Consider the following 20,796-nt stretch of genomic DNA (forward strand, 5'->3'; position numbering starts at 1 on the left):
GACTCCTTCGGGGCTCAGGTGGCCGAGTTGCGGTAGGCGCGAATGGCGGCCGCGTCCTGCGGCGTGCCGTCCGCCCGGGAGAACGCCAGGAACCCGACCTGCAGGAAGTCGGCGTACCGCTCCGACAGACGCAGGGTCTGAATGTCCTGCACGTCGCGGATCAGGTAGCCGGCGAAGAAGTCACCGAACAGAATGCTCTTGGCGTTCGCGGCCATCGCCGGCATGTCCTGGTTGACGATGTAGTCGTAGCCGAGAACCTTGTCCGGCACGTTCTCCTGCACCGACGGCTGCCACAGCGGACGGTTCTGGGAGTCCTTCAGCTTACGGACCGAGCCGAGAGTGCCGTCGGACCACATGAACCGAACCCGGCCCGAGTTGCGGTAGGCGGGGTCGACCGAGTGGACAAGGTCCACCAAGTCGTCGTAGGTGACCGACGTGGTCTGACCGGTCGCGCCCGTCTTGCCGATGGTCGCGTTGGTCTGCACACCCTCCGGCTGGGCCGTGCCCGTGCCGGTGGTGAAGTGCGTGTTCTGGATCCGGCCGATCCGCTCGCCCAGCTTGCGGGCCAGCCAGTTCTCGAAGTCCAGCACCGAGTCCTGCAGCAGCTGCAGGGACACCCGCACCAGCTTCGAGGTGTACATGTACGCGCCGATGTCCTGCTGCCCGAGCGTCACATCCTGCTCGGTAACCTGCGTGTTCTCCGCCAGGATCGCGCCCACATTCGCGGTGTCGTCGTTCGTCGGCCACGGCAGCGTCGCGCCCGTCGCCGTAGTGATGACCTCGGAGACCTGGCGCATCGCGCCATAGAACTTCATGGTCTCGACCATCTTGGCCCGAAACTCCGGCGGCACGACATAGCCGCCGGCCGCGCCGGTCGCCACACCCTGCGCGCGGAGCTCCTTGCCATCGACCCATCCGGTGCGCAGCACGCTGCGCTCCTCGGAGGTCAGATCCTGGGTGCCGTCACGCAGCCAGGACCGCCAGGCGTCGGTGTACGCGGTGACACCCTCCACACCGCCGTGCCGCTGCCGGGCCTCCTCCGCCTCCTCGGTGTCGGCCGAGGCGGTGACAACCTGGGAGTAGTCGACACTGGAGAGGCGGGCATGCCGCTCCTCCGTCTCGATCTCCGACGACAGACGCTCGACGTCGGCAAGCGCCGCGTCCCACGCCTCCTTGTCCTCCGCGGACAGCGGCGCATCACCGTCTCCGCGAGCCTGAATCTCCTGCGCCTGCGCCCAGGCGGTCGCCCGCTTGTCCAGCAGGCCCTGCAGTCGGTTGGGCATTGTGCCTCCAGCACACGTAGCCCCACGGCCACAAGGCCAGGGGCAGGGATTGATGGATGAGAGCAGCTACCGCGCCAAGCGGTAACGGGCGGCGAGCGCCTCCATGCGCATCGCCTGACGGCCCCCAGTGGTCTCTCCCGGCTGGGTTGCGTCGTCGCCTCGAGTGGTCTCGGCCGGCTCGTGGCGGTAGGTCAAAAGTTCAGGTCGGTACTGTGCCCGGCGGTCGAACGCGTCGGCGTCACCGCGGGCAGCGAGGGCGACACCCACGGACCGCAGTCCGGCGTCGGTGTCCTCGTAGGCGGGGAACGTCACCGCAGACACCTCATACAGCTGCACCTCGCGGATGATGCGCAGCTCCGCCTCCGCCTCGGCCGCGGCACCGTCGACAGTCGTCTCCACGCTCACGGTCTCCCAGTCGTCCTTGACGACCCGGAAACCGAAGCTCATGCCGGTGATGTTCTTGTTCCTCAGGTTGACCACCAGGTCGCGCACGTAGGACAGGTCACTGTCCAGGTCGGCGTCAACCGCGAGGCCCACACCGTCCTGCGCGAGGCGGAGCGTGCCAGCCGAGACGCGGGACACCACCATGCGGGTGTCATGGTCCACCAGGAACCGGGCGTCACCCTCCGAGATGGTCTTGGTGAACGCGCCCGGCGCGATCTCCTCATAGAAGCCCCACGTCAGAGGGTTGCCGATTGCGGTACGGGAGCTGAACACCGCGGCATGGCCGGTGAACCCTGGGGTGCTGTCGTCGTCGGCGGCACGGACCTGGAGCCCGGCCGTCGCCAGGGACAGATCCCGCCGCTCCTCAGTCCTCGTCATTGCTGCTGCCCTCCGTGTCTGGGCCATCTGTGTCGAGCGGGTCGGACCCCAGCGGGGCCATGTAGGTGGGCTGCAGGTAACCGTTGCCCTCGTCGCCCGGGATGGGCGGCAGATCCTCGAGAGCCCGAATGTCGTTGGCGCTGAATGCTCCGATGTCGCGCATCGCGCGATAGAACACGGCACGGGCTGCGCTGTCGCCGCGCAGCAGCCCTTGGAGCGCGTACTTGGCGTACTCACCGGCCGGCAGTAGCTCCTTGGTGATGCGCTGCTCGGCTGGCGCTAGCCACGTGGGACCCAGATCGAAGGTCACCCAGCCTTGCGCCTGCTGCTCCAGCCCCGTACCCCACGACGTGCTCTTCTCGGTGGACATCAACAGGAACGGCGGTACGCCGAACATGCGGGCCACCTCGACCACCTGAAACTGTCGGGACTCGAGGAACTGGGCGTCGGTGTTCGGCATCGTGATGGGCTTGAACGAGGCGCCCGAGTCGAGCACCGCGGTCCGCTGCGCGTTCGCCAGACCTGAAGCGGCAGCGTCCCAGCGGGAGCGCAGCGCCTCAGCTTGGTCCGGCTTGAGCCGCTGCTCGGTCTGCAGCACGCCACCCAGCAGGTTCCCGCGGCCGAACAGGGCGCCGGCCGACTTCTCCGCCGCCTGCGCCAGGCCGATGCCCTCGGCGGCCATGCGGACGGGAGAGACGCCCGTCAGTCCGTCGTATCCCAGACCGGGCAGGTGCAGAATGTCGCGGCTGGTCAGGGTGCGGTGAGTGCCCCAGTCGTCCGTGACCTGAAAGATCTTTCCCGTCGGCAGGTCGGCGGTAGGTCGCACCCGGCCGACCTGTACCCGACTGGGCGTGATCGGCCACAACTGCACTACATCCCCGCCACGGTTACGGATCTTCTGCACGTAGCCGTTACCCCACAACACCCGGGCCACGGATGCCAGCCGCCACATCTCCAGTGGCGTGAGCTCGGGATGAGGATCCTTCAGCAGCTTCGACTCGGTGCGGTCTCGCGTACCGTCCAGATAGGTGTGTAGCGGCAGCGCAGCCGACACCCCGGCGATCAGCGCCACTGACCGCCATACGGCGGGCATGTGAAGCGATGATGCCTCCGAAACAGTCACCCCGGAGTCGGAGCCGGAGCCGCCCAGCCAGTCCAACAGAGACAGGCTCGTCAGGGGGACAGCGGGGCTTTCCGGGCTCGCCCGCTTCTCGAACATGCCGAACAGGCTCACCGCTTCACCGCCTTCCGCTGCGCCTGGACCCGCTCAACGACGACCACGCCCAGAACGCCGCCGATGATGAACGCGGCCGGTACCGACCACATCGCCACGCCCGCCACCACCAGGGCGACGCAAGCGAGTTCCAGCACCAGCAGGGATGCGTTCACAGCCACAGGTTCGGCGCCCCTTCCGGCTCGACGTCAGCCCGCTCAGCAAGTCCCCATGCAGCGAACGTAGAGGCCACCAGCGGGCTGATGTCGACGCTTACGCCCCGCCTCGACCAGCCCCAGCCATCCCCGATAGGCCGCTTGTCAGCGCCCGCCAGAGCCGTCGACAGAGGCGCCTGATCCAGATGCACGATCCGCTGCTCGGCCACCCCGTCGAAGAACTGACCGCAAGCGGCAGCCACCTGCCGGGCCTTAGGGATGAGCAGCAGGTCGTCGATCTCCTCCTCGCTCAACCCCGGCCCGTCCTCGTCCTCGGCAAGCGCCTTGCGCACCGCGGGAATCAGGGAGCCAGCAGGGCCGCCCTCGTCGATAACGACCGCGCACGGCCGCCACTTCTCCACCAGCTCAGCCAGCCGCCCCGCCGCCCAGCCCGTACCGGGCCGGTGGTCCACCACCTCGACATGCACGGCGTCGCCATTGCTGCCCGCCACGCAGATAGCCGAATGAGTCCGCTCCGGAGTCGTATCCAGGGCGAACGCCACCGGGTCCGACGGACGCGACGTGCCATCCGCCAGCGCCCGCCACGCGTCCTCACCGATGACCCGCCACGCGTCCGCCACATCGGACGGGTAGTCCCCGACGCCGAGCCGCTCCCGGGCGAAGATCTCAGGACCCATCGTCAGCCGCTCTCGCTCTGTGTGCTCCAGGCTGAGCCGGTAGCCCAGTGCCGGATTCGCCTTCGCCACCGAAGCCGGTGCCAGCGGGTCGTCGTGATCCGCGCAGCCCTGCGCGCACTCCGCCGTGTGGGGATGGATGCTCCACTCCAGGTACGCCAGCGACGGGTCCGGCCTGCCCGACTCCATCGCAGTCAGAGCCCGATGCCTCAACCGCGCCAGCTGCATCGACAGGCGACCGATGCCGGCCGATCCGAAGTACCAGACCTGCGGGTCCTTCACGGCCGCCATGGTCGGCATCAGCGCGCCCATCGCGTCGTCGCCGAGGATCATCGCCTCGTCGAAGATGTTCGTATTGCCGGTGAAGCCACGGCCGCTGCCGCCGGAGCGGGCAAGGAACCGAAGCCGCTGCCCGCTCAGCAGCTCGATAGCTTCCTCACCCGTCGTGCGACGTACCCGCGACACGCGTTTGCGCAGGTCATCGGAGTTGACGATGAGCGACTCGATCCGGCGGAACGCTTCGATCGACGTCTTGAATTCGTGGGCGGAGTGCAGGATCAACTGCTCGCCGCCGAGGAACAGCCCCCACAACTCGCGGGCTTCGATGATCCCGCCCTTGCCGTTCTGCCGCGGCACGTTGACGGCCGTCTCAAAGGCCGACCATCGGCCGTCAGCCTTCTCTCCCAGGCCGACCTGCAAGGCGTACTGCTGCCAGGGGTCGAGCGTCAGCCCGGCGACCGCCGCCAGTTCAACGGCTTCCTGGCCAGCGCTAGAAGCGAACTCGGGAACCGTGACAACCCTCGGCCGCTGAACTCCGTACAACCGGTCAGGCGCCACGCCGCTGGGCGCGTCGAGAAGCGAGGTCATCGAGCGCGTCCCCCTTCGCAGCAGGTGGGGCCAGCGCGCGAAGCTTGACCATGATCGTGGTGAGCTTGTCGGCGACGACCGCTTTTGATGTCGGAGCGTCACCAGGCTCAAGAGCATCGAGGGCCTCGGCGAGTGAGATCGCAACGGCGGCCAATCCCGGGCTGACCTTGACAACTCCCAGTCGATCAAGTTCGGTTCGGATCTCGTCGACGATCACGATCAACCCCCGGTCACCCTGCGTTACGTCACGCTGAGTAGCGACGAACTTTCATCGATTTGGGATTTCGGGTCAAGATCGCCTTTGAAAATGGCCACGCAAAAATTTGGGCGACAAGGGCGTTTGGGTCGCCCGCTTCTGACCTGAACTTTTGACCCACTCTCCCCCCGTGAGCAGATCAGACAGGACGCAGCGAGACGTCAAATCGTGATCGTTGATGCTGTTCGCTCGCTGTCACCACGTGCGGGAAGCCTGGGCCGTGACAGGGCGTGAACCACCCTTGCGGTACTCGGAGTACCAGCGGGTGACCACCGCCTCCATCTCTCCCTGCCGCATATCCCTCACCCGCTGCCGCACTATGGCCTCACCGGGGTCGACGGTCACGATCCGTGCGCCGAGCCGCTTGTACTTGGCTCGCGCCTTCGGGCTCGGCATGGTGTGGATCAGATAGACGTCCGTCGTATCGAGGTGACGCTCTGCCTCATGGATGGCTGCCTGTCTGGCGCGATGCACGATGCGTAGCAACGTCGGGTGGTGCGCATGGTGGTCAGCACCGGGCCCGGCCATGGCCAGCGCCATCAGGTCCAGGTCTATGACCACGTCGTCTGCTTTGGCGTGCGCCTTGATCCATGAGCTCTTGCCTGCTGCGGGTGGGCCAGTAACTACGATCAGCACGGTCCGTCACCACCTGCGGGATGCGCGCTGCTGACTGGGCGCCGTGCGGTTACCTCGCGCTGAGTTACAGCGCCGGTGCGCTGACCGGGCGTTGGCCGGATCGAGGAGACTGCCGCCCTTGCTGAGTGGCACGAGGTGTTCCAGGGTGAACGACCATGGGTCTCGGGCATCGAGGCCGGGGTCGATGCTGTGACCGCACCAGCAGCAGGGGTGACCCAGTGCCTTCACCTGATGGACCAGCCGACGGTAGGGGCGCCCGTTGCGGGGGTTGCCGGCCATGGCGCTCAACTCCCTCGCGGGCGGGCTAGTCTCCGCTGACGCTGCCGTTCAGCTTGCCGTCGTCGCTGTAGTCGAGGAGGTCACGGTCCTCCTGGCTCATGTCGCTGAGCCCCTTCTTCATGGCCCAGTGCATCAGGACGACGTTGTAGTCCTCCTGGCTGAGGTCTTCGCACTGCTCGGGCCGGTTCGTCTTGGTGGACGATTCGGTGATGGCCTTCTGGCAGTCCTCGACGCTGTAGGAACTGCAGGCGGTGAGCGATGCGAGGAGCAGGGCGGCGGATACAGCGGCGGTGCGGGCATGCATGGTTCCCCCAAGGACGTGCGTGATGAGGGGGTCATGATGCGCCGATCCATGCCGGCCGTGAAGCGGTATCGCCGATCTGTGATGCTGTGTTCGGCTCAGCCCTGCCTGAGGTACCAGTTCGCGGCGAGTTGCTTGAGGCCGACGACGTCGAGCTCTGCCACGAACTGGCCCGACGAGGCCGCGTTCCTGTAGCCGCCGTTCGGGCTGCAGAGGGTGGGGAGCCAGCCATTCGGGTTCTTCTCGCACTCGTAGGCTTCGGCTGTGCCGTCCCCGTCGAGGTCGGTGTTCGGGTGCGACAGGCCGAGGACGTGCCCCAGTTCGTGCGCGGCGCCGTTGCGCTTGTACGCCTCGTTCTTGGCGGAGTCGGCGTTGAACCAGCCCGACACGCTATAGGACTCGCTGTCCATGAGGATGTGGCCGCCCCAGGCGGAGCCGTCGCTGAGCTGGTAGCAGGGCAGGGCCCGGGATATGCCTGCCTGTCCGGCGGGCCGGTACTGCCAGTGGACGACGATGCGGTGCCTCGGCGGGCAGACACTCGTCGGGGTGAGGTCGATGGTGTCCGTGACCGTCATGGTCACCCCGGTGACCGCGTCGGCCTGGGCCGTTGGCCTCTCAAAGAGGGATTTCAGCTTCGACCTGGCGGTAGCGTCGGCGAACACGATCTCGTAGGGATCCGGGCTGATGGAATAGATGTTCCGCTCCGTGTTCGCGCGCCATCCGTAACCCTCGTACACGGGCTCCGTGGCAGCCGGATTGGCTGGCTGGGCGGTAAGAAGCAGAAGAGCTGCGGTAAGGATGAGAGCGGCCAGGGTTCGGACTCGCAGCACTGCACGCCCTCCCGTCTGTCGAAGGTGGCGAGGTACTGCGCGATCTCGGTCCCGTACCGGCACGGGCGCAGGGGTGTCCCGCTGCCTGGCGGGGGCACCATGGCAGCGGGACGTCGGGGCCACGGGGCCCCGCTCTGGGGGTTAGGCGGCTTTGGGCGCGCGCTGCGGTGTCGGCTTGTAGTGCCGAGCCTGCTCGCGGACTTCGGGGAGGGCGTACATGGTCTTGTACTCGTGGCCGTGGCCGGAGTACTGGGCCGGGTCTCCCTTGAAGCGCTGGATCTTCCCGCGCCGTGCCCACTGCCGGATGACGGTCCCGGGGACGCCAGTCGCTTCGGTCGCTTCGTGCTCGAAGACGAGGTCGTCGGGGTATAGCTCGGTCGGGTGCATCGCGCCTCCCCTGGAATGCAGAAAGCCCCCGGCGGAAGCTGGGGGCTTAGAGGTCTGCGGACACACGTGTGTTCCGACGAGGGCAGTGTGACATACATGTGATCGGCCCGGCAAGCAACGCCCAGGATCAGCCTTTCTGGCGGCCTCGGTTCATCCACTCTCGATTGCGCTCGATCAGGAAGCGCAGATGGTCCACGAAGTAGAGCGGGTGTCCTTTGTCGTTCTGCCCAGCCGGAGTGATCAGCTTTCGATGGGCCCACCCGTGGATGGTGGACTTGCTCATGCCGAGCAGCTTCGCGCCTTCGGCAGCTGTGGCCGTCTCTTGGCTATCCGGCTCCGGAAGCTGCACCTTGACCTTGGTGCGCCTGTACCCAGTCCCCAGAGTGGCAACGCTGGACCACGCGACGTCGGGAGCTCCGTGCTCACTCCGCACGGCCGCGATGTGCTCCAGCAGCTCTTGTGTCTGGCGGAAGTACTCGCCCTTCTTGGCCACTCGGGCGCGGCTGAACTGCCGGTGCCGCCGCTCTTCCAGCTCCGCGTCGCCTGGCTCGAAGGCCAGGATCTCGTCAGGCATCAGAGTCTTGAAGCGAGGGACGGGGTTGACCGTGGTCCCAATCTTGATCAGGTCGCCACGGCGGATGTAGTAGACGATGGACAGGCGCGCCGGAACGGCGTGCCTCTTCCGGGCCTCGTCGGAGTGCTTCTTCCTGCCGAGTTTGATTGCGATGTCGATTGCCGCGGCGTCCAGTTCAACGCCGGCATTCGCCATGTCTTTCAGAGTCGCAGCGATGTACTGGAACGCGGGCTCTTCGGTGTCGACCAGGTCGAGCAGAGGGGCGACGCTGCGGCGGGGGCCTGCGGTCCGGTCCTTAACGGCTTGAGGGACGAAGGGGCTACGCTGATGCATGTCGATCTCCTTGGGATCGTCCGTGCCTCGGGGGTGTTACCGCACCCGCCGGGGCTTTCCATGATTGTCCCATCTGGGACTGACAACGCCGTTTGTCTGCAGGGTGGTTGGCCGGTCGGCCACAATCTCCCCATGTCCACGGTGTTCAGCGTGCAGGCGGATTCGCGCGAGGAGTGTGCTGTCGAGTTGGCCCGGTTATGCCGCCTGGCTGGCCTTGTGCCGGTCCTGCGTCCGACGCGGTCGATCGGCACTGGCCGGTGGATGGCACGGGCAACGCCGACGGCCCCAGCCGGTGAGGGCCAGGGCCGCGGAGCGTAGCGGGCTACTTCTTCTTGCTCTTGCCCTTGGCTTCTCCGCCGAGGCTCCGGGCTTTGGTGGCGGCCCAGCCGACGGCGATGATCAGGCCGACCATGGTGATCCCGATGAACGGCAGGTTGGCGCCGATGGTGCCGATGATGCCGATGAGCGTGCCGCCGACCATGACGACGATGGCGCATACGCAGCCGGTGAGAACGACGGCCACGACGAGCCACATGATCGCGTACATCATGAACTCGCGCTGCTTGTCCGACATGCCGCCCCGGTCGGGGAGCTGGACGACGATCTGCGGCGGGGCCGGGGGCTGGCCGACGGTGAAGTGGTAGGGGCGGCCGTCGGGGGTGTACATGACGTTCGGCGGCCGGTGGTGGGCGGGGATCGGGTAGCGCTGCCCGACGGTGGTCGGCAGCCGGTCGGGCAGCTGGTTCATCGGGTCTCCTTGGGAGTTAGTAGCTGACGTGCCAGCGGTCGCCACGGCGGCGAATGGCGAAGCCAGGACCGTGGATCTGACCGTTGCCGATGACGACCTGGCCGAGGCCGAGGTCGTCAATCCGGTTGAGGAGCTCGTGGATCTGGTCGGCGTGGTTGCTGGCCTTCCGCTCGAGCTTCCTGAGCTCCTCTGCGCTTCCGTGGAACATGCGGTCTCCTTTTTGTTGTGGTTTGTTCTGACTGACGGCTGTGAGGTGTCAGCCGGGCGTGTCAGTGAGGTGTCAGTTCGCACGCGCACGCGCGTTGACCTAAGGCGGGGAGGGGTGTCAGGGCTTCTGACACCTCTTCTGACATGTCAGCCGCCTGTCAGTAGGTGTCACTGCAGGTCAGGCAGGCGTCAGGCCGCGTCCGCCATCTCCGGGTAGAGCAGCAGGTACACGCCGGGCTCGTCGGTCTCCTGGAGGTGGATGCCGTCGTCGGCGAGGTCGTTGAGCTTCCCGGACAGCCAGGGCCGGGAGCGCCCGATGCGCCCCTCCTTGCCGTAGGGCTGGAAGTGCCGGGGCCCGATCCGGTCGATGCCCTGCTCGCGGAACTCCTCGAGCATGGCGAGCAGTTCGGTCTCAGCTTCCTCCTGTGTCTTCTCCTCGGCTGGTGCGGCTTCTGCGAACGTCCACACCTGTGTGGCGGGCGGGATCTCGCACTCCGGATCGACGTCGATGTCCAGCCCGTCGTCACCCAGTGCTGCCGTGACCTCGCGTTCGACCTGCCGCTCAAGAAGCTGCTCGGCGGCAGCGTCCTGCTCGTCTTGCGACATGACGGTCTCCTGCGAGTCGACGCTGGTCAGCGGCTGGTCGGGGGTGTAGATGGTGCGGTTGGCGTAGGCCTCACCCGCGGCGTGCTCGGTGGTCGGACCTGCCGGGGTGCGGGGCGCTGCGGCAAGTACCTGGCCGATCTCCTCGTCGGTGGGCGGAATGAACGTGCGGGCCTTCATGGCGTACCGCTCTTCGTCGACTCCGGGGGCGACGAGGTAGTTCTTGCCGGGGTGGCGGTTCTCCCAGGCTTCGGGGCGGGCGCCGGCGTCGCGGACGTCGTCGGGGAGGGCCATGTCAGCAGTGGTGGAGCCCTTGACGCCGAAGCAGAGGACTCCGCCGAGCTGTTCCCGCACGTCGGTGGGCATGGATGTAGAGCTCGGGCGCTGCAGGCTGACGATGACGGAGATGCCTGCGGAGCGGGCCTCCATGACGAGGCCTTCCATCTCGGTGCCGTTGCGGAAGAACTTCGCTGCCTCCTCGATCCACACGACCATGTAGGGCATGCCGAGCTGCCGGAACGCGTCGGGGGTCCAGTTCTTGTAGCCGTGGCGGCCGAGTTCGTCGGCGCGGGCGGTGATGACCGGCGTCAGGGTGTCGATCATCGCCTCGCCACCAGCGAGGGTCATCTCGACCCAGTCCATGTACGGGAGCAGCGGGCCGAAGGTCTGCATGCCCTTGGACGGGTCGACGCCCCACATGATGACGTCGTACCTGGTCAGGACGTCGACGGCTGCGACTGTCATGCCACTGGATTTGGCGGAGCCGTTCATGCCGGCGACGAGGAAGTGGGTGGCGTTGCGCTTGGTCTTCTCGTCGGCGGGGAGCCACAGCTGTTCAGGTTCGCCGTCTTCGTAGACGCCGATGATGATGGGGTCGGTGATGGATCCGCCGAACGCGCTGGGTCCGGGCCACGGCGTAGGGGTCTTGAGCATGTCCTTGGGGACGATGACCATCTCGCCTTCGGACGCGTTGTCGGCGTCGTTGACGATGCGGATGCTGGTCGGGGATACGCCCAGTTCAGCGGCGATGTTCTCGAGGCGGCGGCTGATGTCGGCGTTGGTCATCGAACCCGGGTCGGTGATCTTGTAGGGGGCGGTGACCTTGTTCGGCTCGACCTTCGGCTCACCGCGCAACGCGACCTTGGCCTTGCCGATCGACTTGGCCAGCAGGCCCGTCTCGCCCGAGGCGTTCGCGGTCTGGGCTTCGGGGTTGACCCGCAGGGCCTGGCGGATGTTCCAGCCACCTGCGGCGACGCTGCCGCCGATTGCGAGGGTGGAGGCCATGAACGGGTCGAACGGGCCGACGGCGGTAGCGACGACGAGGTAGCCGGTTCCGGCGGCGGTGGACAGGGTGGCGTGCAGGCGGCGGGCGGGGGTGGTGCCTGCCCCGGCCCACCACGTGGTGGCGGTCAGCGCGGCGGCGGCGAGGGCGAGCCCGGCGCCGGCTCCGGCGGAGTTGCCCCACAGGGCATGGGTGAGGACGGATGCGGGGACCTCGGCGGCGACGGCCAGCCAGGGCCGGATGCGGGGGTGTTTCACGGCCTTCCACAGGTCGGCCTTGGGGCTGTCAGCCACGGTGTCACTCCTGGTGTCAGTGCAGGTGGGAGGGGTGTCAGCGAGTTTGGGCGGCGACGAACAGGTAGATCAGGAAGAGGACGCCTGCCGCCGCGAGCCCGTCACCAAGCAGGACGTAGTACTTGGCTCGGAGCCACGCGGCGAAGGCGAGCGCGGCGATGAGCGCGACGAGTCCGTCGAGCACGTCAGCGCCACCCGAACGGCTGCGGCCGGGGCTGCTGCATCCGGCCGCGGCCGATCTTCATCAGCTCGGCTTCGTACTCGCGCTCAAAGGCGCTGTACAGGGCCGCGTACCACTTGGCGATCAGTTTCTCGGCCTGCGCGATCCGGTTCACCCAGCGGACGACCCGGCGGGCGCGGGCCCGGGATCCGGCCATGCCGCCGGCGATGTCGGGAATGTTTCGGAGGCGGCCTTCGAGCATGGCGGCGTCCAGGGCGATGGTGACGGCCAGCTGACGTGCAGCCTTTCGGCCGTGTTCGCAGTAGGCGCGGATGTCCTCGTTCGACATGAAGTCGCCACCGGGGGCGCCCTTCATGCCCGGGGACGCCGGGGCGCCGTTGACCACGGTCGTCTTGGACACGTTGAACGACAGCGGCGGCAGCGGGCTGCCCGTCGGCAGCAGGTTGACCTTGCCGATCTCCACCTTGGTGTGGCGGTTGGGGCGCTGCCCGTTGGCGGGGCGCTGTGGAGCCCGGGTGGGGCGGGGCGGGACGGTCGTCAGTCGTCCGTTCGGGGTTGCTGCGTTGGTCGCCATTGTCGGCGGTCTCCTGTCAGTCGAGAGCGGGCAGTTCGGCGCGGTCGAGGATCTCGGCGCGGATGTTCTTGGCGGTCGAGTCCGAGGGGCGGCCGAGCCCGGCGGCGTCTATGGCGTTGGCGAACTCGGATGCGGTGGGATTACGGCGGAGGCGCTGGAATTCGGCGTGGAAGACGGGGCCTGCGTCGGTCACCCATTCATCCATCGAGCGGCGCTTGCTGGCGGCCTTCCTGGCGGCCCGCTGGCGGCCCTTTTGGGCTGCGGACTTGGCGGCAGGGGCGGACTTCTTGGCGGGCGCTACTGGCGGCTTGCTGGCGGCGACAGCAGCGTCGTTCTGGCGGTCCGTCTTGGCGACCTCAGGCGCGCCAGTTGGCGGCGCCTGCACCGTAGAACTGGCGGCGGGTTCTGTCGCCACAGTGGTCGCCTTGCGGGCGGCTTCCTGGCGCCGCTTCCGACGCTCCCACGCAGGCTTCGGCGGCGCCATCATCAGGTGCATCCGCCACAAGATGACCGACGCGACCGACGCGACAAGAGCGATCAGCCACCACTTCGGCCGGCCGTCGAGAGCGACACCAAACATGCCAGCGTCGGCCAGGTGGTAGGTGACGTTGGCGGCGATCGTCAGCGCGATGGCCTGGACGATGTCGCGGTGCCGGCGGAACGCCTGGATGACGTACACGTCGATGACGAACGGCAGCAGCCAGGCGACTTCCTTGTCGAATCCGGCGAGGCGTGCGAGGGAGAACTCGCCGCTGGCGGTGAGGCCGACTGCTCCGGCGATGACGGCGCGGGCGGCCCAGGTGTCGAGGTTGTCGTCGCGCTTCTGGCGCTTCGCTGCCTCAGCCTTGGCGTCGTTGAGGACACGCTGCGCTTCTCCGACGATCTGATCCGCACGCGTCTCCGCTGCGGCGACGATGCGGTCCGCTTTGGCATGGGCCTTGGCTTCGATGTCGCCGCCGGGCGGTATGGGCTGGAAGGGGCCGAGGATTTCCATCACGCCCACCGCCTGCTCCCGGTGCGCATGCACCAGGCGACGGTGACGGCGAAGGCCACGGCGAGGATGCCGGTGCCTGCCGGTGCGGTCAGGATCCACCCGACCGCCGTGAGGGCGGTCACGGGGATCTGCGGGCAGGTGAGGATGAGGGCGATGCCGAGGACCCATGCCAGCACGACCGCGGGCCGTGTGTGGTGGGTTCGCATGATCGGTGTCCTCTCGGAGGAAGGGGCGGGGCGCGCCGAGTCAGGCGGCGGCGAGTTCGGCGGGCTCGTCGAGCTGGTCGACCAGAGGCGACGCGCCCGGGTTGGCGAGGTCGTACTCGTAGGCGGCCCAGCGGGCGGCGGTCGCCTCGGCCTTGGTGTGGGCGCCGCGGTAGGCGGAGACAATCCGCTCCCGCTCGGCGTGCTCCGCCCAGGCGAGCTCGGTCTCGGACGGGGTCTTGATCAGGGTCAGTCGCATGGTCTTCTCCTTCGGATGGTCAAACCGGGGGGTGGGGTGGGTGGTCAGGTGATGCTGGAGACGAGGCCGCGCTCGTCAGAAGGTCCCCTCGGGGAAGGGGTTCTCCAGGGTGTCGTCGGTCTCGTTGACCTTGAGGTTCGGGTGGAACTTGCGGGTGTGGCCGATGCGCTTCTTGGCGAAGTCCGGGGCGTTGGTGGAGAACTCGTCGAGGAGCGAGCCGTCGTGGTCGATGACGCGGTAGCGGGTGAACTTCATGGCTGTGCCTTCCGTTGGTCAAGCGGATGGAGTGGAGAGCCGCGGGCACGGGGGTGACGGGGGATGGACTCCCCGCACCCGCGGCGGTCTGGGGGTTACTTGCGGGCTGCGGCCTTGCGGGCGGCCTCGGCAGCCTTCCCGGCGTCCTTGGCGCGCTGGATACGGCGGGCGACGTCGTCAGTCAGGGCATCCACGGCGATCACCGGGTGGCGGAGTGGACGGCGCGGGCAATGTCGGCGATGACGCCACGGGTGGCGAGGTCCTTCGTCGGCAGACCCAGGTACCCGGCGAGCGGTTCGCCCGCGTTCAGCCATGCGTCCCACTCGTGCGAACCCTCGTCGGCGGCCCAGCGGCGCGTGTGTCCGACCGGCAGAGCGGCGAAGGTCAGGTAGCGCTCGGCAGCGGAGTGAAGCGTCCGGCGGTCCTCACGGCCCATGGACTGGGCGGTGCGGACGGCGGTGACGGTGAGGGGGGTGATCGACGGAGCGATACGCCCACTAAGCTTGAGTGCAGCCATCAGGGTCTCCTCGTTAGAGCCTGTGGTGAGGGCCGGCCTGCGAGGTGAGAGTCGCGGTGTCCGGCCCGTCTTCGTTTGTGGTGCCGTTCGCGGACTGGGTCCGGTGAGAGTGAACGACTACGAATTCCAAGCGGCGCTTGGATTCCGATGTGACGACAGTAGAACGCTCCGCACTCGCCGTCAAGCACTGCTTGTCGACGGGGTGAAATCGCCCTACCCTCACTGCATGACCGAAGCCCTGGACGCCATCAGAACGGCGCTGATCAACGCCATTGGAGAGATCAGCAACGACGTCGAGCGATACCAGGCGATCAAGTCGTTCGAGGATCGCGTCGGCGCGGACCTCAAGCAGGAGAAAGCCGGTATCGCCAACCGGCTGCACGACGGTCGCTCCTGGAGCGAGGTCGGGAAACTCCTCGGCGTGACCGGCTCTCGGGCTGAACAGATCTCGCGCGCCGCTCGGTGACTTGGTCATGCCTTCGAGCTTCGCCGCCGCCGGGTTATCGGCCTATGCATCGGTGATGCAGTGGCGATGCAGCTCCAATGCAACCGCAGTGCAGTTCCCCAGCAATCAACCGGCTGGAGCCTGACATTGGACGTCATCGACACGTGGGACGGGCGAACCGCTTGCGCCTTGCAGGCTGCCCTCCGCGCGACGAACGAGGACTTCGCCTCCCGGCTCGGGGTCGCGGTGCGGACCGTGGCGGGATGGCATCAACGCCCGGACACCGTGCCCCGGGCCGAGATACAGGAAGCCCTCGACACCGTCTACGAAAGGGCTCCTTCGCCTGTGCTCAAGAGGTTTGGCATCCTGTCCCGCCCTGCTCCCGCGGCTGTTCCGGCGCAGGCGCTGCGCGTGGCCATCGCAGTCGTGGTTCGGGACCGGGATGTACTGCTGGTCTGTCGCCGCGGGGACGACTCGTTGTCCTGGCAGTTCCCGGCCGGCATGGTCAAACCCGGCGCGTCCCCCGCAGTGGTCGCGGTCGAGGAGACGCATGCCGAGACCGGAGTCCGCTGCACCGTCCGGCGTCCGCTTGGTTCCCGCGTACACCCGACCACCGGGGTGCTGGCCGAGTACCAACTCGCCGAGTACCTGATGGGTGAGGCGTCGAACCGCGATCCGCTCGAGAACGCCGACGTCGCCTGGGTACCGATCGACCAGCTGCCGAAGTTCATCCCGCTCGACCGCATCTATCCGCCGATCCTGGAGGCGCTCGCATGACCCAAACCGACGACAAGCCCGGCATCTCCGCCGCGATCATCGTGGATGACGGGAAGGTCCTCATGGTGCGCCGACGGATCTCCGAGGGCGAGTTGATGTGGCAGTTCCCCGCAGGCGGCATCGAGGCGGGCGAGAGTCCGGAGCAGGCTGCGGTGCGGGAGACGCTCGAGGAGACGGGACTCGAGGTCAAGGCGCTCCGACTCCTCGGCCAGCGGGTGCATCCGAAGACGGGCCGCGAGATGAGCTACACCGCCTGCGAGCCGGTTGCTGGCGATGCGCATGTCGCCGACCCGGATGAGTTGGATGCGGTCACTTGGGTCAGGCACTCGGAGATCGCCGAGTACGTACCGTATGGCCTGTTCGACGCGGTGCAGGTCTACCTCGACGAGACGCTGCCGCGCTGACCCCGGACATGCGAATGGCGCCCCACCCGGTCGGGTGAGGCGCCTTCGTCATGCCGCTGCTCTCTGCGCCATGGGCAGTTGGAGTACTTCGCTGTGTCCGTACTCGAGGCCGCAGCCGCGGCAGGTCTCGCCGTCGTTGTCGAGGGTGGTCTTGATGATGTGTCCGCATGGGCAGGTGACGGGGAATCGCCGGGGCGCCTTCTCGTCGTCGATGATCCCTTCGCAGCGGCGCTTGATCTTCCAGATTTCGCGGGCGAATTCGTCCAGGGCGGGATGCCGGGTGGCGGCCTGCGGAAGGTTGAGCCGCAGCGTGGCGACAGCCCGGTCGACACGGTGCTGAAGACGGCCGCCTGCGCACGGCTGGGCAAGCCCGTAGGTGGCCCAGTCCTCGACCCACGTTTCGAGGTCGGAGACGATGCCGCCGTTGGCGACAAGGCTGAGGATCTCCTCGTTCGGTGGCATGGAGGCGTTGCGGGTGCCCGAGACGGCCTGCCCGCTGCCGCGCTTGCCGGGCTGGGTGCGGAGGCAGAGCCGGGCGTACAGGCCGCGGGGCCCGGCGAGGGCGGCAAGGTTTTCACCGATGCGGCGTTCGCAGGGCCGGCAGGCGTAGCGGCCGAGTTCGTCGTCCCAGAGGTCGCTGTGGCAGATCACGCAGGCGCTCATCGAGGTGCTCCGTTCGGGCGGTGCGGGTGCGGTCAGGCGGTCGGCGGCAGGTGGGACTGGTGAGCCGCACGGCGGGCGAGCATGCGGTCTTTGATCTGCTGCTGGGTGGGTAGGGTCCAGGCGTGCCAGCCGGGGAGTGGTTTCCAGCGGCGGGCGTGTCCGCGTGCGTCGATGCCGCACCAGCGGCAGCCGGATGGGTTCAGGGTGATCACGCTGTCTCGCCAGCGTCGAGGGCGAGCTGGCCAGGGATCTGCATGACGGGCTCGGGCGGCATCAGCCGGTCGAGGAATGCCTGGTGCTCGTCGTCGCCGAGGTTGCAAACGAACTCGCCGCCGGACAGGACGGACCACTGGAGGGCGCGGGCCACGCTGCGGGCTTCGGTCGAGTTAGCGAGGTGCATTGTGCACTCATCGTCGTCTTGTAGCGGCAACTTGCACACGTCGCAGATCACGGTGAAGCAAGTGCGGGATTTGATCGGCATGGGGCTCTCCTTATGGGAGGTCGGGACGGCGGTCACGGCTGCTCCTGCGGGTCGAGGGCGGCGCGGACGCGGCGAACCGCGGTGACCGTGGCCTCGTCACGCGGGGTGAGGGGCACGCCGTCTGCGTTGACGGCGGCGCGGGTCAGCTGATCGCAGGCATCTCGCACCCGCTCGAGCTTGTCGCCGCGCGCTTTGCTCTCGACGCGGAGATCGGCGCTGACGCCTTCCTGCATGGCGAGCGCGTTCCGCGTCTCGGCGAGTTCGGCTTCGGCCCGCTCGGCGCGCTGCCGGAGTTCGAGGACGATGACGGTCTGCCAGTGTTCGAGCTCGATGCCGAGACGGCGATGCTGGTCAGCGAGTTCGGTGCGGGCCTGCTCCTGCTGCTGGATCACGTAGCGGGCGGCGGCGAGCTCGTCCTGCGTGTCGCGGATGGCGGGGACGGCCAGCACCGCATCGGCGCGCCCGTAAGCGTTCCGGCGGACGGTTTCGGGGCGGCGGACCGCGGCGTACTGCGGGGCGTTGTTGCCCTCAGCCCAGGCCATCAGAGCCTCGGCCACCTGCTCCCGGAGGTCCGCGGCCGGGGCCGGGGCGTCTTCGTTGTCGTCGGGTACGAGGTGGAACTCGATCGGCTGGTTCAGGTACCGGAACGCGGCCTGCACTGTGCGTGCCGGGTGGTCGGCGATGTGGCGGGCGAGTGCCCATGCGGCGGGGTCGTCGGGCTCGCGAGGGTCCGCGGTCGGGGCGGGGAAGTTCTTGGCGTAGGCGTCCATGTGCGGCGCCCAGCCGGGCACGAAGCCGTCAGCGCCCGCCTGCGACCCTGAATCACCCCCGGACCGTCGCGAGGCACCGCCGACGGGGTCCGGGGCGCTCTCAGGGGCGTACAGCGGCCCGGACGGGGCCGGTTCGGGGGTGAGGGAATCTGCGGTCACGACTCGTCTCCAAGTTCTGTCTGGGTTTGGGGTATTTCGCGGCCCATGCGGAACGCGGCCAGCTCTACCGCCTCCGCTATGGACAGCTCGCCGTCCGACTCGGCCCACATCTGCGCGGCCCGGCGCGACAGTTCGTCAGCCAGCGCCTGAGCCTCCGGCGTCATCTGCGGGCGGCCCCTACGGTTCCGGGCCGACGACGGCACGTACTCGCTCACGCGCTCTCCCGGGTCTCGTGTTGGGCGGTGAGAACGGCTGTGAGAGTCCAGACGTTGACGGTGGTGGAGTGACGGCCGCGGGCTCGTTGGATGAGCTGCCCGATGCCGGTGAGGCGGGCTTCGGCTTCGTCGCGATCACGTCGGGCCTTGGCCAGGGCCTTGCTGGTGCCTCCGGCTCGCCCGGCGATATTCCGGCAGGCGCTGTCGAGGCTGTGGATCCCGGCCCGCAGCCGCGAGGCCTCGTCAGCGGTGAGCGGTCCGCGTTCGGCGCGGTCGGCGAGGACGAGCAGCTGCTCGACGGTGGGCGGGCGGGTCACAGGCTCTCCAGGACGTTGGTGCTGGGCCGCCACCACATGGGGTTGCCGCGGCGGTTCCAGCGGTGGCTGGCGGGCGGGCCGTAGTCGGTGATCGGGGTCGGGTCCGGGCCGAGAGCGGCGAGCACCCGGTCGAGCTCGGCCGGGGTCAGGCGGTTGAGGTCGATGCGGCGGGACGGTTCGATCCACCGGTCGACCGCGGCGAGTTGCCGGTCCAGGTCGGCCGGGTCATCCGGCCACAGACACGGCTCATGCCACGTGGCGGTCACTGCGGGTCCTCGGCGGCCTCGATCCGGACGCCGGGCTGGCTGGGATCAACGGCGTGGCGCCTGCCGTCCGGTGTGGTGACGATGAGCTGGATCTGCTTCGCGCCGTCCATGCCGTCGACCATCCACGCCTGGGCGATGTCCGCCTCGAAGGTGATGCGGAGTCGACGGCGGCCGAGGATCAGCTCCCGCAACTGGGCCTCGTCGTCGGAGAGGGCGTGCATGGGGCGGCGCTTCGGCGCGTGCATGTGCGTCTCGATGGTGGGCCGCAGTTTCGGGACGGGCTGCTCGCAGCGGCAGCCGGGCTCGAAAATCTGGGGCTCGACCTTGCAAGCCATGCGGCACTGCTGGCAGATCCACACCAGGTATGTGGTCTCGGTGGTCGTGGTCACGGCGGTTCTCCTCGGTACGGTGTGGGCGCCCGCCCCCGCGGTTCGGACGCGGGGGCGGGTTCGATGTCACGGGGCGGGGTGGGTGCGGCGGTACACGTCCGTCGCGGTGTGCCCGTTGACGGTCATCTCCGGTGCGGTCTCGCGGGCGAAGGCGAGCGCGTCGTCGTAGTCGGCCCAGTGATGGGCGAGCCATTGAGCGGGCTGCCAGGTCCCGTCCTCGGCATAGAAGTCGTGGCCGTCGGTGACGACCCACCCGCCCGGCTTCAGCTCGACGTACAGGGCGAAGTACTTGTGGTTGATGTCGTCGGCGGGCAGGACGGACACGGTGTACCGGGTGATGCTGACGATCACCTCGGGTGCGGTCATGGGCATGGGGTGTCTCCTCGGGTCGGGTCGGGTTGGGGCGGGTCAGGCGGCGGGACGAGCGGGGACAGCGGGCAGGGCGGCGTGTTCGGGGCAGAGGTCGCGGCCGTCGCGGGTACGGCGCCAGCCCTCGCGCTTGAGCCGGCGGCGCGCTTCGGTGGCCGATGTCGGCATGCCGGGCGGTGAGTCCTCGGCCATGCACTGGCCGGACCGGGGTGTCTCGAAGTCGCAGACGATGGAGACGTAGGCGCTCACGCCGCTGCCTCCTCGACAGCCGCGAGGAGTTCGGCGTCGGGCTTCCAGAGACCGAGTGCGCCGGCCTTCGGTACGGCCCGTTCGAGCGGCTGAACGTCGGCGAGCTCCCAGTGCCACTGGTCCGCGAATCCCCACGGGCCGCAGCAGCCGTCGGCGGCTTCGTGGCAGCCGGTGAGCCGGGCGGTCGCGATGACCGCGGACAGGGCGATCGTGGTGGGTGGCGCCGGCACGACTCGGCTGGGGATGTAGCCGCGGGCGTCCCACAGGTTGTTCCGGCCTCCCAGCTCCTGGAAGCGGATCGCGGCGTCCCGGCTGTAGCGGACGATCGACACGGAGTCGGCGAAGGTCTGGCCGGCGTGGATCAGCAGGGTGCCGCGGTAGTTGGTGCGGCGGCTGCGGTTCTCGACGGTCTTGAAGCCTTCGGCGATCGCGAACGCCCAGGGCTGCTTGATGGTGAGTCCGCGGATGGTCTCGACGACGGTGGTCACGGTCGGGTCTCCTTCTGGCGGTCGGTGCACGGGGCGGGTGTGGGGCCGGTGGCGGCG

35 protein-coding genes are annotated in these 20,796 nt (G+C 68.2%); 3 read left to right on the forward strand and 32 right to left on the reverse strand.

What is annotated here, in order from left to right; genetic code table 11:
• Nucleotides 1–14: 14 nt before the first annotated feature.
• The 22 genes from AC068D_RS04825 to AC068D_RS04930 form a co-directional block, all read right to left on the reverse strand.
• On the reverse strand, nt 15–1,283 hold the full coding sequence (locus AC068D_RS04825; RefSeq protein WP_478821518.1) for a phage major capsid protein: 1,269 nt from the start codon (nt 1,281–1,283) through the stop codon (nt 15–17).
• 66 nt (nt 1,284–1,349) lie between these two features.
• The gene (locus AC068D_RS04830) at nt 1,350–2,105 is read right to left on the reverse strand and encodes an HK97 family phage prohead protease (protein WP_478821519.1); all 756 of its coding nucleotides are present in this window, start codon (nt 2,103–2,105) and stop codon (nt 1,350–1,352) included.
• Nucleotides 2,092–3,339: a phage portal protein gene (locus AC068D_RS04835; RefSeq protein WP_478821520.1), complete on the reverse strand. Its 1,248-nt coding sequence runs from the start codon at nt 3,337–3,339 to the stop codon at nt 2,092–2,094. Before AC068D_RS04835 ends, AC068D_RS04830 begins: the two co-directional genes overlap by 14 nt.
• Nucleotides 3,336–3,494 carry a hypothetical protein gene (locus AC068D_RS04840; protein WP_478821521.1) on the reverse strand — a complete coding sequence of 53 codons (159 nt, stop codon included), beginning with the start codon at nt 3,492–3,494 and terminating at the stop codon, nt 3,336–3,338. The genes AC068D_RS04835 and AC068D_RS04840 overlap by 4 nt, the downstream gene beginning before the upstream one ends.
• Entirely contained in the window at nt 3,491–5,035 is a 1,545-nt protein-coding gene (locus AC068D_RS04845; RefSeq protein ID WP_478821522.1) for a terminase, read from the reverse strand. The genes AC068D_RS04840 and AC068D_RS04845 overlap by 4 nt, the downstream gene beginning before the upstream one ends.
• A complete protein-coding gene (locus tag AC068D_RS04850; protein ID WP_478821523.1) occupies nt 4,995–5,258 on the reverse strand; it encodes a hypothetical protein in 264 nt (87 codons plus the stop codon). Before AC068D_RS04850 ends, AC068D_RS04845 begins: the two co-directional genes overlap by 41 nt.
• A 228-nt stretch (nt 5,259–5,486) precedes the next feature.
• On the reverse strand, nt 5,487–5,927 hold the full coding sequence (locus AC068D_RS04855; protein WP_478821524.1) for an AAA family ATPase: 441 nt from the start codon (nt 5,925–5,927) through the stop codon (nt 5,487–5,489).
• Nucleotides 5,928–5,933: 6 nt separating this feature from the next.
• A complete protein-coding gene (locus tag AC068D_RS04860) occupies nt 5,934–6,206 on the reverse strand; it encodes an HNH endonuclease (RefSeq protein ID WP_478821525.1) in 273 nt (90 codons plus the stop codon).
• A 25-nt stretch (nt 6,207–6,231) separates the two neighbouring features.
• Nucleotides 6,232–6,510 carry a hypothetical protein gene (locus tag AC068D_RS04865; RefSeq protein WP_478821526.1) on the reverse strand — a complete coding sequence of 93 codons (279 nt, stop codon included), beginning with the start codon at nt 6,508–6,510 and terminating at the stop codon, nt 6,232–6,234.
• Between the two features lie 95 nt (nt 6,511–6,605).
• Nucleotides 6,606–7,337 (reverse strand): hypothetical protein, encoded by a 732-nt coding sequence (locus AC068D_RS04870; protein ID WP_478821527.1) that lies wholly within the window; start codon nt 7,335–7,337, stop codon nt 6,606–6,608.
• A 141-nt stretch (nt 7,338–7,478) separates the two neighbouring features.
• Nucleotides 7,479–7,724: a hypothetical protein gene (locus tag AC068D_RS04875; RefSeq protein WP_478821528.1), complete on the reverse strand. Its 246-nt coding sequence runs from the start codon at nt 7,722–7,724 to the stop codon at nt 7,479–7,481.
• Nucleotides 7,725–7,851: 127 nt separating this feature from the next.
• Nucleotides 7,852–8,631, reverse strand: coding sequence for a helix-turn-helix domain-containing protein (locus AC068D_RS04880; RefSeq protein WP_478821529.1), 780 nt, complete (start codon nt 8,629–8,631; stop codon nt 7,852–7,854).
• Between the two features lie 322 nt (nt 8,632–8,953).
• The gene (locus AC068D_RS04885) at nt 8,954–9,379 is read right to left on the reverse strand and encodes a hypothetical protein (RefSeq protein ID WP_478821530.1); all 426 of its coding nucleotides are present in this window, start codon (nt 9,377–9,379) and stop codon (nt 8,954–8,956) included.
• 16 nt (nt 9,380–9,395) lie between these two features.
• Nucleotides 9,396–9,587 (reverse strand): hypothetical protein, encoded by a 192-nt coding sequence (locus AC068D_RS04890; protein WP_478821531.1) that lies wholly within the window; start codon nt 9,585–9,587, stop codon nt 9,396–9,398.
• Nucleotides 9,588–9,775: 188 nt separating this feature from the next.
• Nucleotides 9,776–11,764: a plasmid transfer protein TraB gene (traB, locus tag AC068D_RS04895; RefSeq protein ID WP_478821532.1), complete on the reverse strand. Its 1,989-nt coding sequence runs from the start codon at nt 11,762–11,764 to the stop codon at nt 9,776–9,778.
• A 37-nt stretch (nt 11,765–11,801) separates the two neighbouring features.
• Nucleotides 11,802–11,948 (reverse strand): hypothetical protein, encoded by a 147-nt coding sequence (locus tag AC068D_RS04900; RefSeq protein WP_478821533.1) that lies wholly within the window; start codon nt 11,946–11,948, stop codon nt 11,802–11,804.
• A gap of 1 nt (nt 11,949) precedes the next feature.
• Nucleotides 11,950–12,519, reverse strand: a complete 570-nt coding sequence (gene traA / locus AC068D_RS04905) for a plasmid transfer protein TraA (protein WP_478821534.1) — start codon at nt 12,517–12,519, stop codon at nt 11,950–11,952.
• 16 nt (nt 12,520–12,535) lie between these two features.
• Nucleotides 12,536–13,522, reverse strand: a complete 987-nt coding sequence (locus AC068D_RS04910) for a hypothetical protein (RefSeq protein WP_478821535.1) — start codon at nt 13,520–13,522, stop codon at nt 12,536–12,538.
• The gene (locus AC068D_RS04915) at nt 13,513–13,719 is read right to left on the reverse strand and encodes a hypothetical protein (RefSeq protein ID WP_478821536.1); all 207 of its coding nucleotides are present in this window, start codon (nt 13,717–13,719) and stop codon (nt 13,513–13,515) included. The genes AC068D_RS04910 and AC068D_RS04915 overlap by 10 nt, the downstream gene beginning before the upstream one ends.
• A 40-nt stretch (nt 13,720–13,759) precedes the next feature.
• Nucleotides 13,760–13,975 carry a hypothetical protein gene (locus AC068D_RS04920; RefSeq protein ID WP_478821537.1) on the reverse strand — a complete coding sequence of 72 codons (216 nt, stop codon included), beginning with the start codon at nt 13,973–13,975 and terminating at the stop codon, nt 13,760–13,762.
• A 75-nt stretch (nt 13,976–14,050) separates the two neighbouring features.
• A complete protein-coding gene (locus AC068D_RS04925) occupies nt 14,051–14,230 on the reverse strand; it encodes a hypothetical protein (protein WP_478821538.1) in 180 nt (59 codons plus the stop codon).
• Nucleotides 14,231–14,429: 199 nt separating this feature from the next.
• Complete coding sequence (locus tag AC068D_RS04930) at nt 14,430–14,747, reverse strand: hypothetical protein (protein ID WP_478821539.1); 318 nt, start codon at nt 14,745–14,747, stop codon at nt 14,430–14,432.
• 226 nt (nt 14,748–14,973) lie between these two features.
• On the opposite strand from AC068D_RS04930, the gene AC068D_RS04935 reads away from it, so the two are divergent.
• From AC068D_RS04935 to AC068D_RS04945, 3 genes are all read left to right on the forward strand, one after another.
• The gene (locus AC068D_RS04935) at nt 14,974–15,213 is read left to right on the forward strand and encodes a hypothetical protein (RefSeq protein WP_478821540.1); all 240 of its coding nucleotides are present in this window, start codon (nt 14,974–14,976) and stop codon (nt 15,211–15,213) included.
• Between the two features lie 126 nt (nt 15,214–15,339).
• Complete coding sequence (locus AC068D_RS04940; RefSeq protein WP_478821541.1) at nt 15,340–15,969, forward strand: NUDIX hydrolase; 630 nt, start codon at nt 15,340–15,342, stop codon at nt 15,967–15,969.
• On the forward strand, nt 15,966–16,373 hold the full coding sequence (locus tag AC068D_RS04945) for an NUDIX hydrolase (RefSeq protein WP_478821542.1): 408 nt from the start codon (nt 15,966–15,968) through the stop codon (nt 16,371–16,373). Before AC068D_RS04940 ends, AC068D_RS04945 begins: the two co-directional genes overlap by 4 nt.
• Nucleotides 16,374–16,421: 48 nt before the next feature.
• Here the strand turns inward: AC068D_RS04945 and AC068D_RS04950 are convergent, their stop codons facing one another.
• From AC068D_RS04950 to AC068D_RS04995, 10 genes are all read right to left on the reverse strand, one after another.
• A complete protein-coding gene (locus AC068D_RS04950; RefSeq protein WP_478821543.1) occupies nt 16,422–17,036 on the reverse strand; it encodes a hypothetical protein in 615 nt (204 codons plus the stop codon).
• A gap of 208 nt (nt 17,037–17,244) precedes the next feature.
• Entirely contained in the window at nt 17,245–17,517 is a 273-nt protein-coding gene (locus AC068D_RS04955) for a hypothetical protein (RefSeq protein WP_478821544.1), read from the reverse strand.
• A gap of 32 nt (nt 17,518–17,549) precedes the next feature.
• The gene (locus AC068D_RS04960) at nt 17,550–18,446 is read right to left on the reverse strand and encodes a hypothetical protein (RefSeq protein WP_478821545.1); all 897 of its coding nucleotides are present in this window, start codon (nt 18,444–18,446) and stop codon (nt 17,550–17,552) included.
• Entirely contained in the window at nt 18,443–18,661 is a 219-nt protein-coding gene (locus AC068D_RS04965) for a hypothetical protein (protein ID WP_478821546.1), read from the reverse strand. The genes AC068D_RS04960 and AC068D_RS04965 overlap by 4 nt, the downstream gene beginning before the upstream one ends.
• Nucleotides 18,658–18,978: a hypothetical protein gene (locus AC068D_RS04970; RefSeq protein ID WP_478821547.1), complete on the reverse strand. Its 321-nt coding sequence runs from the start codon at nt 18,976–18,978 to the stop codon at nt 18,658–18,660. Before AC068D_RS04970 ends, AC068D_RS04965 begins: the two co-directional genes overlap by 4 nt.
• On the reverse strand, nt 18,975–19,244 hold the full coding sequence (locus tag AC068D_RS04975; protein WP_478821548.1) for a hypothetical protein: 270 nt from the start codon (nt 19,242–19,244) through the stop codon (nt 18,975–18,977). Before AC068D_RS04975 ends, AC068D_RS04970 begins: the two co-directional genes overlap by 4 nt.
• Entirely contained in the window at nt 19,241–19,633 is a 393-nt protein-coding gene (locus AC068D_RS04980) for a hypothetical protein (RefSeq protein ID WP_478821549.1), read from the reverse strand. The genes AC068D_RS04975 and AC068D_RS04980 overlap by 4 nt, the downstream gene beginning before the upstream one ends.
• A 66-nt stretch (nt 19,634–19,699) precedes the next feature.
• Nucleotides 19,700–20,005 carry a hypothetical protein gene (locus AC068D_RS04985; RefSeq protein WP_478821550.1) on the reverse strand — a complete coding sequence of 102 codons (306 nt, stop codon included), beginning with the start codon at nt 20,003–20,005 and terminating at the stop codon, nt 19,700–19,702.
• 36 nt (nt 20,006–20,041) lie between these two features.
• Complete coding sequence (locus AC068D_RS04990; protein ID WP_478821551.1) at nt 20,042–20,251, reverse strand: hypothetical protein; 210 nt, start codon at nt 20,249–20,251, stop codon at nt 20,042–20,044.
• A complete protein-coding gene (locus AC068D_RS04995) occupies nt 20,248–20,739 on the reverse strand; it encodes an ASCH domain-containing protein (protein ID WP_478821552.1) in 492 nt (163 codons plus the stop codon). Before AC068D_RS04995 ends, AC068D_RS04990 begins: the two co-directional genes overlap by 4 nt.
• Nucleotides 20,740–20,796 lie beyond the last annotated feature (57 nt).

This window comes from Streptomyces sp. NPDC043861 (genome assembly GCF_056435905.1).